The sequence below is a fragment of the Pseudomonas sp. UBA5666 genome, assembly GCF_002420785.1.
Lineage (GTDB): Bacteria > Pseudomonadota > Gammaproteobacteria > Pseudomonadales > Pseudomonadaceae > Aquipseudomonas > Aquipseudomonas fulva.
This window is the reverse complement of record NZ_DIIQ01000035.1, coordinates 22725-37229: the sequence shown is the minus strand read 5'-3', so window position 1 is coordinate 37229 and position 14505 is coordinate 22725. Positions and strand designations below refer to the sequence as shown.

The 14505-nt window shown below is 60.4% G+C and carries 9 protein-coding genes; 8 read left to right on the top strand and 1 reads right to left on the bottom strand.

Going from position 1 to position 14505, the window contains the following annotated elements; genetic code table 11:
• Nucleotides 1-43 precede the first annotated feature (43 nt).
• The gene (locus B2Y33_RS15160; RefSeq protein ID WP_206405323.1) at nucleotides 44-484 is read left to right on the top strand and encodes a Panacea domain-containing protein; all 441 of its coding nucleotides are present in this window, start codon (nucleotides 44-46) and stop codon (nucleotides 482-484) included.
• A gap of 508 nt (nucleotides 485-992) precedes the next feature.
• Here the strand turns inward: B2Y33_RS15160 and B2Y33_RS15155 are convergent.
• Nucleotides 993-1415 (bottom strand): hypothetical protein, encoded by a 423-nt coding sequence (locus B2Y33_RS15155; RefSeq protein ID WP_241194894.1) that lies wholly within the window; start codon nucleotides 1413-1415, stop codon nucleotides 993-995.
• Nucleotides 1416-1433: 18 nt separating this feature from the next.
• Between B2Y33_RS15155 and B2Y33_RS15150 the strand changes: the two genes are divergently transcribed.
• From B2Y33_RS15150 to B2Y33_RS15120, 7 genes are read left to right on the top strand one after another with little or no spacing between them, the layout of a single operon-like run.
• Nucleotides 1434-4466, top strand: a complete 3033-nt coding sequence (locus B2Y33_RS15150) for a phage tail tape measure protein (RefSeq protein WP_288633077.1) — start codon at nucleotides 1434-1436, stop codon at nucleotides 4464-4466.
• Nucleotides 4466-4804: a phage tail protein gene (locus tag B2Y33_RS15145; protein WP_206405321.1), complete on the top strand. Its 339-nt coding sequence runs from the start codon at nucleotides 4466-4468 to the stop codon at nucleotides 4802-4804. Before B2Y33_RS15150 ends, B2Y33_RS15145 begins: the two co-directional genes overlap by 1 nt.
• Nucleotides 4805-4813: 9 nt before the next feature.
• Nucleotides 4814-5563, top strand: a complete 750-nt coding sequence (locus tag B2Y33_RS15140) for a phage minor tail protein L (protein WP_206405320.1) — start codon at nucleotides 4814-4816, stop codon at nucleotides 5561-5563.
• A 2-nt stretch (nucleotides 5564-5565) separates the two neighbouring features.
• Nucleotides 5566-6321, top strand: coding sequence for a C40 family peptidase (locus B2Y33_RS15135; RefSeq protein ID WP_206405319.1), 756 nt, complete (start codon nucleotides 5566-5568; stop codon nucleotides 6319-6321).
• Between the two features lie 32 nt (nucleotides 6322-6353).
• Nucleotides 6354-6773 (top strand): hypothetical protein, encoded by a 420-nt coding sequence (locus B2Y33_RS15130; RefSeq protein ID WP_206405318.1) that lies wholly within the window; start codon nucleotides 6354-6356, stop codon nucleotides 6771-6773.
• A gap of 40 nt (nucleotides 6774-6813) precedes the next feature.
• Nucleotides 6814-7389, top strand: a complete 576-nt coding sequence (locus tag B2Y33_RS15125) for a tail assembly protein (protein ID WP_206405317.1) — start codon at nucleotides 6814-6816, stop codon at nucleotides 7387-7389.
• Between the two features lie 56 nt (nucleotides 7390-7445).
• Nucleotides 7446-14480, top strand: coding sequence for a phage tail protein (locus tag B2Y33_RS15120; protein ID WP_241194881.1), 7035 nt, complete (start codon nucleotides 7446-7448; stop codon nucleotides 14478-14480).
• Nucleotides 14481-14505 lie beyond the last annotated feature (25 nt).

The following is a 14505-nucleotide window of genomic DNA, read 5'->3' as shown; positions in this document are numbered from 1 at the left end:
GTGTATATACAAATCCAAGATGAATCGACCGCAAGGGGGCCGGATGCCTAAAAGCCTGGATGTAGCCGAATATTTCCTCCATCTGGAAGGAGATGGTGGCGAAATCTCGAATCTGAAGCTTCAGAAGCTCGTGTACTACGCCCAAGGGTTCAGCTTGGCGCTTAATGACGCGCCTTTGTTTGACGAGCCTGTCGAGGCTTGGATGCACGGACCAGTAGTGGCTAGCCTCTACCGAAAATTTCGTGACTTCGGCTCCAATCCGATTCCTCCAAACGAGTCCTTCGATCCAGAGGTGTTGAGCCGGGCGCAGCGCAGATTGATTCGAGAGGTCTACGACGTCTACGGCCAGTATTCCGCGTGGAAGCTTCGTCAGCTGACTCATGAAGAAGATCCTTGGAAGGACAATTATGAGGAAGGCAGTCATAGCCACGAGATCCCTCAAAAGGAAATGAAGGCCTACTTCCGCGAAAATTTGGTGAATTGACAGATGGCCGGGAGGAGAATCAAGGGACGAGACTCTGCTGGCAGCCATATCAAGCCTCGGACCTCGCCCGCAACTGAGGTCGATGACTCTGACACCAAGCCGCCAGTCTTCTCGTTCGAGTACCTGCAGAATGGTTGGTGCATTCAAGACTGTCAGCAAGAGGAGCGAGCGAAGATGCTTGAGCGGCTTCGCCGGATCAGTCAGCGGACATGGCGTGAGATACGGCAGCTTGATCGACACGGATACGGTACAGAGACGATACCGAGGCACATCATCAAACCTGCGCTGCCTTCGTTTATCACCGAGGACGTTAGGCTACTCGCATTCCGGGCATATGACCTTGTCGCAATGGTCGGCTACCGGAGTGGTCGAATTTTTCATGTGATCTGGGTTGACCGGGAGTTCAAGCTTTACGATCACTGAAGCGATGAGCGGCCGACTATTGAGCATGAAAAATATGCTCGGGCTGAACCCCATATATCACTAGAACCCGCTCCGGCGGGTTTTTTCATGCCCGGAGAAAAGCATGACCACCATTGCCTCCCTTGGCCTGCAGATCGACTCCGGTGATGCCGTCGAGGCCAAGGACAACCTCGACCAGCTGACGGATGCTGGCAAGCGCAGCGAGGAGTCGGCCAGCAAGACCGGTCGTGCCTGGGAGACCACCCTGGGCGGCCTGCAGGGTGACACCCGGCAGATCGTGCAGGAACTGCAGACGCTCAACGCCAAGCAGGCCGAGTTGGCGCAGCAGATGGCTACCGTGGGCCGCGCCGTTACCAGCGCATCCACGGCATTCAGCAGCGCCGCAGCGAACATGGGCTCCTTCCGGGCTGAGGCTGCGCAGGCCGGGCAAGTCCAGCAGGCGCTGACTACTGCCACGGATGCCGGTGCTCAGGCTGGGCGGCGTGCCGCTGAGTCCGCTGACGAGCAACAGGCCAGGATTCTGGCCGTGGCCAAAGCCTCTTTGGAGGCGAGCCAGTATGTTCAGACGCTCAATCGGGCCACTGAACAGAGCGTGGAGGTCACCGCCCAGGCGAACGCTGTGCTCTCAGATAGCGCTAGCCGTCAGACGGCCATCAACAGCCGAGCTCAAGCCCTCATCGCCACCGAAGAACGCCAGGCGGAGGCGGCGAGGAGAGCGGCCGGGGCCCACCGGGAGGAAGGGCAGGCACTGGACGAACTGCTGGGCAAGATTGATCCGACTGTCGCGGCATTGGGTCGGCTGGATCAGATGGAGCAGAAGCTCAAGGGCTACCGCGCCAGCGGCGCGCTGGATGCCGAGACCTTCGGTGAGTACCAGACAAAGATCGACCAGGCCCGAACTGCACTTGGAGGTGCAGACGCAGCGCTGAACAAAACCGGTATGTCGGCCAAGGCCACGGCGGCGGCGCTACGCAACGTGCCAGCTCAGTTCACCGACATCGTGGTATCGCTTCAGGGAGGGCAGGCACCGCTCACCGTGCTGCTGCAGCAGGGCGGGCAGCTCAAGGACATGTTCGGCGGCGTCGGGCCGGCCATCAAGGCCCTCGGCGGCTATGTGCTTGGCCTAGTAAACCCATTCACTGTCGCCGCAGCTGCCGTTGGCGTACTGGGCTATGCCTACTACAAGGGCAGCGAAGAGACGGTAGGCTTTCAGAAGGCGTTGATCACTACCGGCAACTCTGCGGGCACTACTGCTGACCGGTTGTCAGGAATGGCTGCTCAGGTATCAGCCACAGTGGGTACCACCGGTGCCGCCGCGGAAGTCCTGACCCAGTTAGCCGGTAGCGGGAAGGTAGCTGCCGGCAGCTTCGTCGAGATTACCGAGGCTGCGCTTGAATGGCGCGATGCTACAGGCCGCGCCGTGGAGGAGACCGTCGCCGAGTTCGTCAAGATCGGAAAGGACCCGGTCGCAGCGGCCAAGGACCTAAACGAGCAGTACAACTTCCTGACTGCCTCGACTTACTCGCAGATCGTTGCGTTGAAAGAGCAGAGCGACACCATCGGAGCCGCCAAACTGCTCACCGACACCTACGTCGATACCATTAAGAATCGCAGCAAGGAGGTCACTGAGAACCTTTCGATATGGGAACGCGGCTGGAAGGCGTTGCGTGGCGAGGTTGCTGCAACGGTTGATTCGGTCAAGAACATTGGCCGGGACCAGGATATCGCAAGCCGCATCGTCGATTTACAGCAGCAGGTGGCTGCAGCCCAGAGCGCTGTGAATGCCGACAAGGATGACAGCGATGCTCAGAAGAAGCTGACCAACGCGAATCTTGAGCTGAAGGGTCTGATTCAGCAGCGGGACACGCTAGCGGCGATCGCCAGCGCCCGCGCTCTGGACTCCCAGCAGCAACAGGCAGCTGTTGCCGCGATTGGCAAGATCGATGCCTTGGAGAAATCCGCCAGGACGAACGCTGAAAAGCGAGCCGATGCGCTGAAGGACTACTACAAGTCGCTTGAAGCCATCCGCAAGGTCAATCCGAATGATGAGCGCCTGAAGCCCGAGAACATCGCTCGGGTGCAGGGTGACATCGCCAAGCAATTCAAGGATCCAGCTGGACGAACAGGGTCGGTAGATCTCTCCGAGTTCAACGACCAGAAGAATGCGCTGAGCGCCATCCTGGCTGAATACAAGAACCACCAGAAGGAGCTTGATGCGGCGCAGAAGGCCGGCCTGATCTCTCAGGAGTCGTACGCCGCCCAGCGGGCTGCCATCATCGAGCAGCAGAAGGCAGAGGTCACAAACGCCTACGAGGCCGAAATTAAAGCTTTGGAGAGGGCCAGGGGGCGTAGCAGCACCAGCGCGCAGCAGCGAATCCAGCTTGATCAGAAGATTGCCGATGCCCGCGCTGCGATGGTCAAGGCACAGAAGGATGCCGATACCGAACTGTCCGTGCTTGCCACAAACGAGCAGGGCCGGCTGGCTAAGCAGGCTAGGGCAGTGCAGACCTATACCGATGCGCTCGGCCAGCAGGTAACAGCGCTTAGGCTTGAAGGACAGCGCTCAGCCGAGAGCCTTGGCCTCGGTGATCGCCGGCGAGGGCTCCAGGACCAGCAGTACGGCATAACTGATCGCATCAACCAGCAGCGCCTGGACCTGGCCAATCAGTATGGCGACGGATCCCGTGGCATGAGCCTTGATGAGTACAACCAGAAGCTGGCGGCCCTGAACAAGACCGAGAAGGACCTGCAGGAAACCACCATCGCCAACTACGACCAGATGACAGCCGCCCAAGGTGACTGGCGCAAGGGTGCATCATCTGCCTTCCAGACTTACTTGGAGCAGGCCCGGGATGTTGCCGGACAGACGCGATCCCTGTTCACCAATGCATTCAGTTCGATGGAGGATGCGGTTGTGAATTTTGCCATGACGGGCAAGTTCTCGTTCGCAGACTTCACTAAGTCGATCTTGGCTGACATGGTCCGGATCGAGACGCAGCGCGCTGCCTCTGGGCTGCTTGGCAGTCTGGTGAGCTGGGGCGCCACGGCGGCATCCGCCTACTTCGGCGGTGGCGGTGGTAATGGCATGGAAGCCGGGTCGGCGGGCGCGGTTTCCTCAAATCTCGGAGCCTCCCAAACTGGCTACTCGTCTGCATATGGATTCTCGGCCGGCGGCTACACCGGTGCGGGCGGCAAATATGACCCTGCCGGCATTGTGCACGCCGGCGAGTTTGTCCTGCGTCGCGAGGTTGTAAGCCAGCCTGGAATGCTCGACTACCTGTCAGCTCTCAATAGCCGCGGTTACGCAGACGGTGGCTTGGTGTCGCCAATGCCGGTTCCCCGGCAGGTATCTGGACGGTCTCACTCAGGCGCATCCATCAGCGTATCCGCACCTGTGAGCTTGGTCATGGAGGACAGAAGCAGCGAGGGCATGCAGCTCGATCAAACGCTGCTCCAGCAGAACATGCAAAAACAAATGCAGATGGCTGCCGAGAAAGCGGTCGCTGACTCATGGCGCCCTGGTGGTGTCAGCCATCGAAACACTACCGGGAGGCGCTGATGGCCATCGAGAAATTCAGCTGGCCAACCCAGCGCGGTGAAACCCCCGAGATCAGCTACCGCACCCGCGAATCCCGGTTTGGAGGTGGGTACCGGCAGGTGGTGGGCGACGGGCCCAACAACAAGGAAGACAGCTACCCCATCACCGTCACCGGAACGAAGGCCCAAGTACGCAAAGTCATGGAGTTTTTCGACAGGCACGGCGGGGCTAAGGCTTTTCTGTGGACCACGCCACTCGGAGATTTGGGGCTGTTCATTTGCAAAGACCCCAAGCCCACCCCGGTGGGAGGTGGTCGTTTCAAAGTGACCGCCACCCTCGAGCGGGCTTTTCACCCATAAGGAACCAGCATGTCACTGATCAAGGACATCCAGACTCTGGAGCCTGGCAACGAGGTGCTGCTGTTCGAACTCGACGGTTCGGACTTCGGCGCCGACACCCTGCGCTTCCATGGCCATGCGAATCCTCACACGCCCGAGGAACTGCGTGCAGCCGGCGCCAATGCCGACCAGCTGCAGGCCAAGTCCATCTGGTGGCAGGGCAACGAGTACAGCGCCTGGCCAGTGCAGATTGAAGGCATCGAGGCGAACTCCGACGGCACTGCGGTGCGGCCGACGTTCAGCGTGGGCAACGTCAATGGTCGGATCACCGCGCGGTGCTTAGCCTTCGACAACTTGCTCGAGTTCAAGCTGACCATGCGGCACACCTTCGCCGAGTACTTGGACGCTGCGAATTTTCCCGGCGGCAACCCTTCCGCAGATCCGGCGGAGGAGGCAATCGAAGTCTGGTATATCGACCAGAAGGTGTCTGAGAGTGGCACCATTGTAGCCTGGGAGCTTGCAAGCCCGGGCGATGTGGGTGGCGAGACTATTGGACGGCAGATGACTCAGCTATGCCATTGGGCGATGACGGCGGGGTACCGGGGGCCAAACTGTGGCTTCACCGGTCCCTACTACGACATGGATGGGAACCCGACCTCGGACCCGGCCAAGGACCAATGCAACGGCTGCCTGGACACTGGCTGCACGGTCCGGCATGGCCAGGGCAACGAACTTCCCTTCGGCGGCTTTCCTGCCGTCTCGCTGATCGCCCGGAGCTGACCATGCGCAAACACATCCTCGACGCCGTGCGAGCGCACGCAGCGGCTGAATACCCGCGCGAGTCTTGCGGGTTGCTGCTGCAGATAGGCCGCAGGCAGGTGTATCACCCATGCACCAACGCGTCCAACGACCCGACTGAGGAATTCCGAATTGCCCCCGAGCAGTATGCCGAAGCCGAAGATCGGGGCGAGGTGATTGGCATCGTTCACTCGCATCCCGACGCCACCAGCAGGCCGTCACCGCGCGACCTAGCCATGTGCGAGGCCACGAGCCTGCCCTGGCACATTCTGTCTTGGCCGGAGGGTGACCTGCGCACGATCACGCCAACCGGCAGCACGCCTCTGCTTGGTCGCCCGTTCGTGCATGGTGCGTGGGATTGCTGGCAAACCTGTGCTGACTGGTACAAACGTGAATGGGGGCTGGAGTTTCCCGCCTACGCCCGAGAAGAGGGCTGGTGGGAGAATGCTGACGGACCGAGCCTGTATGAGCAAGCCTATGAAGCCGCCGGCTTCTATCAGGTGAGCGAGCCACAGCGTGGTGACTTGATCGTCATGGCGGTAGGGCGCACTGCCCACCCCAACCATGCGGGCATCTACTTGGGCGCCAATGCCAAACTGCCTGGCGAGGCCGGCCAGGTCTTCGGGCCGGGCCCATTCATGCTGCACCACCTGCTGGGGCGGCCATCGGAAATCATCGTGTTTGGCGGGCCATGGCTCGACCGGACGCGCTTGGTCTTGCGTCACCTCAAGAGTCAGTGATGGTACATTCGCAGTTTTCAGGGAGGGATCACATGCGGATTTTGATCGTGGCATTGGGGACTGCTTTGCTGATGGGGTGTGCCACCTCGCCCGTTCCACTGAGTCAAGCTAAGCAAGCGCCAAGTGATCGGGTTACGGGATATCAATCCAGCGTGACTGGGGGTGGGCAGATCATCGTCACCCGTGACAGTGGATTCCCGGGTGGTGGCTGCTATGCCACTGTGTTCATCAATGGCGAGCCTGTTGCACGGCTGAACCCCAAGGAAAAGGCTTATTTCAACGTTCCGGCCGGGGAGTGGATGATCGGCGCCTCACTTGAAGGCAAAGCACTTTGTGGTATGAACGCAGAACGTCTTGAGGTAGAGGCTTCGATTAAGCCTGGCCAAACCAAGAAGTATCGTATCTACACCTCCGGAGATGGAGGTGTGAGCGTCAAGCCCACCACATTCTAAACAGCCGCCTCCGGGCGGCTTTTTCATGTCTGGAGGAAAAATGTCGGCACTCGCCCAGCATCGTGTAAACATCAAACTGTCAGGCTCACTGGCGCAGAAATTTGGCAGATCTCATCCAAAAGTTCTTGATTCGGGTAATACATGGGAGGCGTTCAAGGCTCTCAAGGTAACCCTCCCGGGATTTGAGGATGAGGTCAAAAGGCTCGATCGGTTAGGCATCAGGTTCGCCATCTTCCGAAACAGAAGAAACGTCGGTGAAAAGGAATTCGACCGAAGCGGAGCACAGGAAATCAGGATCGTCCCTGTTGTCGAGGGGCGTAAGCGCGCCGGCGTACTGCAAACGATCATTGGCATAGTTCTAATCGTTGCAGGGTTCTTTTATGCGCCCTTGATGCCGGTTGGGGTTGCAATGGTTGCAGGCGGAGTCGTTCAAATGCTCAGCCCCCAGGCCAAGGGCCTATCCCAAAGTGCGGCGCCGGAAAACCTACCGTCGTACGCCTTCGGCAGCGCCAAGAACACCACAGCAAGCGGCAACCCTGTCCCGATCTGCATCGGCGAACGACGCTGGGGTGGGGCGATTATCTCCGCCTCGATCGAGGCGCAGGACAAGGCATAGCGCCAAAAGAATGCACAGACCGCCAGTTGGCGGTTTTTTTTCGCCCGGAGGAAAGCATGGGCCCAGTAGATCACCTGGAAATTGTCGGCGCCAAGGGCGGCGAGAGCCAGCCAAAACAGGCCGTAGAGTCTCCGGATAGCCTGCGCTCAACGAACATCGCCAAGATCCTGCTGGCCGTGGGCGAAGGCGAATTCGATGGGGTGCCCACCGACCGGGACATCTACCTCGACAACACCCCGATCGCTGATGCCAGCGGCAACGTGAATTTCCCAGGTGTGAAATGGGAATGGCGCCCGGGCTCCGTTGAGCAGAGTTACATCCAGGGCATCCCGTCGGTGGAGAACGAAACTTCCGTCAACGTTGAGCTGCGCAGTGACAACCCGTTCACGCGCGCCCTGAGCAACACCCAGCTCTCGGCTGTTCGCGTGCGCATGTCCTGGCCGCGCTTGGCCAAGCAGGAGAGCAACGGCGACACCAGGGGCTATCGCATCGAGTACGCGATCGATATCGCTACAGACGGTGGCGCTTATGCCGAAGCTCACCTGGGCGCCGTGGATGGCAAGTCCACCAACGGCTACCAGCGCTCGGTGCGCGTGAATCTGCCCAAGGCAACTTCCGGGTGGATGCTGCGCGTGCGCCGACTCACGCCGAACGCAAACAGCGGTACCGTGGCCGATACCATGACCGTGGCCGGCTACACCGAGATCATCGACCAGAAGATCCGGTACCCGAACACGGCCTTGTTGTACATCGAGTTCGATGCCCAGCAGTTCCAGAACATCCCGGCGGTGACGGTCAAGTGCAAGGCCAAGCGCTGGCCGGTACCGAGCACCTATGACCCGATCACCCGCACTTACAGCGGTGTGTGGGACGGCACGTTCAAGCTGGCCTGGACCAACAACCCTGCCTTCGTGACCTATGGTCTGTGCGTGGAAGACCGTTTCGGCCTGGGCAAGCGCATCAAGCCGTGGATGGTCGACAAGTGGGAGATGTATCGCATCGCCCAGTACTGCGACCAGCTTGTGCCGAACGGTGTGGGTGGCCAAGAGCCGCGTTTCCTCTGCGACATGAACCTGCAGGGCCGTGCCGAGGCTTGGACGCTGCTGCGTGACCTTTCGGCTATCTATCGGGGCATGGTGTATTGGGCCCACGGTTCGCTGTTCATGCAGGCGGACATGCCGCGTGCGCAGGATATCGACTACGTCTTCACCCGGTCGAACGTGATCGACGGTGAGTTCGTGTATGGCGGCGCCGAGCGCAGCACGCACTACAGCCGGGCCCTAGTCAGCTACGACAACCCAGCCAACAACTACGACACCGACGTTATTCCGGTGTCCGACAACGCGCTGCAGCGCCGGTACCGGGACCGCCCAATCGAGCTCTCGGCGATTGGCTGCACCCGGGCATCCGAGGCCCAGCGCCGCGGTAAGTGGGCACTGCTGAGCAACAGCCAGGATCGCACCGTTACGTTCAAGACCGGCATGGAGGGCCGTATCCCGCTACCTGGGTTCGTTATCCCAGTGGCGGACGAGTTGGTGGCAGGGCGGCCGAACGGCGGCCGTATTTCCTCGGCTGCAGGCCGCGTCGTGACGCTGGACCGTGACACCCCGATCAAGGCCGGCGACCGGCTGATCGTGAACCTGCCCAACGGTACCGCCCAGGCGCGGACGGTGCACTCCGTCGCGGGCCGGGCGGTGACCGTCACCATCGAGTACAGCTTGCAACCCGAACCTGAATTGCAGTGGGCGATCGACTATGACGACCTGGCCATTCAGCTTTTCCGGGTGCTCAAGACCACCCGCACCCAGGAGGGCAACTACGAAATCACCGCGCTCGAGTTCAACCCGAGCAAGTTCGCCGCGATCGATACCGGAGCGAAGCTGGACGAGCGTCCGATCAGCGTCATTCCGGTGACTACCGTGGCGCCTCCGGCCAGCGTATCGCTTTCGTCTGCCCACATGATCGACCAGGGTATCGCGGTCAGTACCATGACCATCGCCTGGCCGGCAGTGGCGGGCGCTGTTGCCTACGATGTCGAGTGGCGCAAGGACAACGGCAACTGGATCCGCCTGCAGCGCACTGGTGCCGCGTCTGTGGACGTGGTCGGTATCTACGCTGGTGCATACCTAGCCCGCGTCCGTTCGGTCAGTGCATTCGACATCACCTCGATCTGGAAAAGCTCGAACCTGACCCAGCTGAACGGCAAGGAAGGTTTGCCGCCGGCGGTCACCTTCCTGGCAACCGAGAGCTTGCTGTTCGGCATCGGCATCAAGTGGGGCCTGCCTGCCGGCGCCGAAGACACCGAGCGTACTGAACTGTGGTACAGCGAAGGCACCGACCTCGGCGCGGCAACCAAACTTGCCGACCTGGCCTACCCGCAGAGCGAGCACGTCATGCAGGGTCTGCGTGCGGGTCAGCGGTTCTTCTTCTGGGCGCGCCTGGTGGATCGGTCCGGCAACGTGGGCCCGTTCTTCCCTGTGGCGCCGACCGTGGTTACCGGCATTGCGAGTGCAGACGCCAGCCCGATCCTCGAGCAGATCAAGGACCAGATCACCGAGAGCGAGCTGGGCAAGGAGCTCACCAGCAAGATCGAAAAGATCGCGCTCATTGACGGCAACGGTCCTGGCTCGGTAAACGAGCGGATCGGCACCGCCAAGACTGAGCTGGCCAAACAGATCAGCGACGTGAACAACGCCCTTGGCACTGTGAAGGGCAACCTCGAGCAGCAAATCACGGCCGTCAGCGCGGACGTTTCCGCTGCCAAGACCGAGCTGCAGCAGCAGATCGCGAACGTCTCGGCCCTGGCCGGCTCCCTGCCTTATCGCAAGGACAAGGCCTACAGCGTCGGCCAAAGCGCCCTGGGCAGCGATGGCAAGTTGTACCAGGCCCTAAAAGCGGTACCGCTGAACACGCCACCGCCGAACGCCACCTACTGGACCGATGTTGGCCAGGCGGTGGTGACTGCCAACGGCATGGCTGCGCGCGTTTCCAAGGTCGAGACCGATGTCTCCACGCTGGATGGCAAGGTGACCGCCCAGGCGTCGCAGATCAGCGGGCTGCAAGCTGGCCTGTCTACGACCAATGACAACCTGGCCAAGAAAGCCGATGCATCTGCAGTGAGTAGCCTGGGTCTGCGCGTATCGGATGCCGAGGGCAAACTCTCGTCGCAAGCCACCCGCATGGACGGCATGCAGACCAGCATCGACGGCAAGGCCAGCTCGCAGGCGCTGCAACAGGTCACTAGCCGCGTAACGGCGACCGAGGACAAGGACAAGGCCCAAGATCAGCTCATCAGCTCGCAAAGCCAAGCGCTTACATCGCTGACCGACAGCGTGAGCAAGAAGGCTGATGCCTCGGCTGTGCAGTCGCTGGGTAACCGAGTGGAAGTTGCCGAAGGGGCGATAAGCAGCCAGAGCACTGACATCACGCAGCTGAAAAACAGTGTTGGTGCCGCCCAGCCATTCGTGGCTGGCCGTGCCTGGGAGTTCACCGGCTCGACCAGGGGCTGGGTGGCGACCGCTACTAACGGGACGATAACCGCAGGCCCGTTGTTTGCTACCGTGACTGCAAACCCGAACCTTCAGTGCAATTTCACCCCAGTCGTTGCAGGCGCAGAGAACCCCTATCTGCGGATCAGGCTACGCCGACGTAATACCAGCCGGGCGGGTGCCCAGATGTACTGGGCGAATGAAGACGGCGGGTTGGCCGAGGCAAGGCGCTTTGGGTGGTTCATCAGCACCACCACCACGGATTGGCAAGACATCGAGCTTGACCTATCTGGCCATGCCGGGTGGAACGGCAAGAAAATCTACGCCATCCGCCTGGACATGATGAACTCCGGCGATACAAGCGGCGAGATCGATATCGCCTATATCGCCGTTGGTAGGCGTTCCGCCTCGGCCTCGGCAGAAGCCGTCTCCAGCCTGAGCAACGCGGTCACCGAAGCCGAAGGAAAGCTGTCCAGCCAGGGCCAGTCGATCGTGAGCTTGCAGGGTGGGCTCAATACCACCAACGGTAATGTGTCAGCCGCGCAGAAGGCTGCCCAAGACGCATACAGCCTCGCTGATGCCAAAGGCAAAGTGATCGTCCAAAATTCAGCACCCTCAGCCATCAACCAGCAGATCCAGAACCTTTGGATTGATACCACAGGGGGTGGGAACACACCCAAGCGGTGGAATGGCTCAGCATGGCAGGCAGTTTCGGACAAAGTAGCCACGGACGCCGCGGCAGCAGCGGCCAATGCCCTGAGCCAGGTAGCGACAAAGGCTGATGCATCTACCGTTCAGAGCCTCACGAATAAGGTAGAGCAACAGGGCACAGCCATCACCGCAGCTGGCGAGGCGATCACTGGCATCAATGCATCTCTCGGCCAGGTTGGCGGTGAGAACCTACTGCCTAACCCTTCGTTTGAGGTAGAGGGGCCAACTGCCGGCCTTGCTGATGGCTGGCGTGTCGGCTCCTCGTTGGCTGCACCTAACCGGCTCCTGTCGTTGGTGCCGTCAACCTTGGATCCTCGCGGCAAAGCGCAGCGTATCGATGCCAAGGGGCTGTCCGGCTCTGCGTATGTGGACGTTGCGCTACCGAACGCAAGCTGGGTATCCATGGCGCCAGGGCAGGTGCTGACAGTGTCGGCGTATGTCCGGGGAACCCAGGATCTGGTCAGCGAGATCTACCTGCAATACAAGAACAGCGGTGGGGCCACGGTCGGGACGCATGGGCCGCTTCGAACCATTCTGAGAGACGCATGGAACCGGCCAGTCTTCACGGGCGCTCCTGCCCCAGATGGCACGATTGGGGCAGACCTCCTTTTACGCGTCAGAGGGCCTTTGGGTGGTACCGCCAGTGACGGCTACTACGAGATTGATCGCGCCCAGGCTGAATTATCCACCGTGGTCAGTGCCTGGAAGGACAACGCCAAGAACGCCCAAAGCGCAGCGCAAGCAAACGCCGTAGCGATCAGCAGCGTATCCGGTCGCGTATCCAACGCTGAGGAGGGCCTGACATCAGTCAGCGGCCGGCTAACTCAGCTGGACAACTCGATCGGCGACCTAGGCGGGGAAAACCTGTTCTATAACCCAGCTTTCATAAAACTGGCTACAGGAAACAACCCTGACGGGTGGGTACCGGAAGGGACGGCAACCTATACGCCCTCAATGGTCAGTTCCTGGCTCAACGCTGCAGAAAATGCATATCGGTGCACCACCACGGGCGTTGGCACAACAGCTTCGGGCAACCCTTACACGTCGCTGGTCACAGCAAGTGAACGGGCTCCTGCCGTTGCCCCGGGTCAGACGGTGACATCGTCGATCTTTGGAAGGAAGACCTCCGATTCAGGCGATTTGGGATTGAGGATCTTCCATCAGTGGGCAAACGCCGCCGGCACCGTAATCTCTGCTCCGGCCTCGGCGGTTGTGCCCGTGTCGGTCTCCGGCGATCGCGTGTCGTACACATCGGTTGCTCCGGCTGGCGCCGCCAAGGTTAGGGTGTTCTACCGGGCCCACGCTGCGAGCGGGAGTAACGCTGCTGGGACCTTCGAGCTTGCCAGGCCACAGGTCGAATACGGTTCACGACCTACGGGCTGGCGAGACAATGGCCAGGTCAATAGCAATGCCATCGGCGCCGTATCTACAGTCGTTGACGGCCTGTCCTCGAGCGTAAGCCAACAGGGCAAAGACATAACGTCGGTGTCTAGCAGAACAACTTCTTTGGAGAACAGCGTTAATAATGGCTCGACTGGTCTGGCCAGTAAGGCGTCGACGGCTGCGTTGAACAGCGTGGCTAACCGGGTTACGGCTACGGAAACTGGTCTAAGCGCGCAGTCCACCAGCATTACCAACCTGGAGGCGAAGATAGGTAACGCCCAGCCATTTGTTGCCGGGCAGACCTGGGAGTTCGTCAATTCGGTTGAGGGCTGGAAAGCCAATACGGTTGGGGCAGCCCTGACTGCTGGCCCTCAATACGCAACTGTAGCCAAGTTCACGACCATCCAGGTTACCAACACATTCCCTGTTATCGATGGTGCCGAGAACCCGCTGATCCGCGTCAGACTGCGGCGTCGCAACACCGGCCGGGCGAGTGCGGCTATGTACTGGGCAAACGAGGATGGTGGACTCGCCGAGGCTCGTCGATTCAACTGGCCCATCAATACCTCGAGTACAGACTGGCAGGACATTGAGTTCGACCTCTCTGGCCATGCCGGCTGGAACGGGAAGAAGATTTGGGCCATCCGCCTGGACATGTACAACTCTGGTGACGCCAACGGTGAGGTGGACATTGCCTACATCGCAGCCGGTCGGAGATCGGTTGCAGCATCGGGTAGAGCGTTTGACTCGTTGAGCGTCAACGTCACCCAGCAAGGCGACAAGCTGGCGGCGGAAACGCAGCGGATCAATGGTTTGGTCACATCGGTTGGGAATGCCAGCGCCGCGATTCAGGACGAGGCCAAAACCCGGTCTGATGCTGACTCAGCACTCAGCACGCGCATCACCACTGCTCAGGCGAAAGCAGATGATGCTCTCGCAGCAGCCCAGAGCGAGGTCACGGCGCGAGCCGACGCCGACACCGCCTTGGGCAAGCGCGTTGACACTGTTCAGAGCAACCTGGGCAGCACCAACGCGTCAGTGCAGCAGATCAGCACGGCGCAAACCAGTTTGAACAACAAGGTCAACGCCTCGTACTCGGTGCGGCTCCAGGTAACAGCTGGTGGGCAATACGTGGCTGCCGGGTTTGGCTTGGGGGCGGATAACAGCAGTGGAGTGCTGCAGTCGGTCTTCGCTGTGATGGCGGATCGGTTCGCCGTGCTCAATCCGAGCGGGAACGGCTTTGTGAGCCCATTTGCCATTCAGAATGGGCAGGTGTTCTTGAACGAGGCGTTTATCTCAACCGCGACGATCCAGAAGGCGCTCGTAGGTGGTTCGATTCAGTCATCGGCCATGACCAGCTACGGGTCACCGATCATGTCTGCTGACTTCGCCAACGGGCAAATTACTGCCCGGCATCCCACCAGTTCGAACACTTATTGCTTCATGAATAGGAACGGCATTGTCGTAGTGGTAAACGGAGCCGTCCGAGTGCGCATGGGGACTTGGTAACAGGGTCAGTAGCATTTACTTGTTG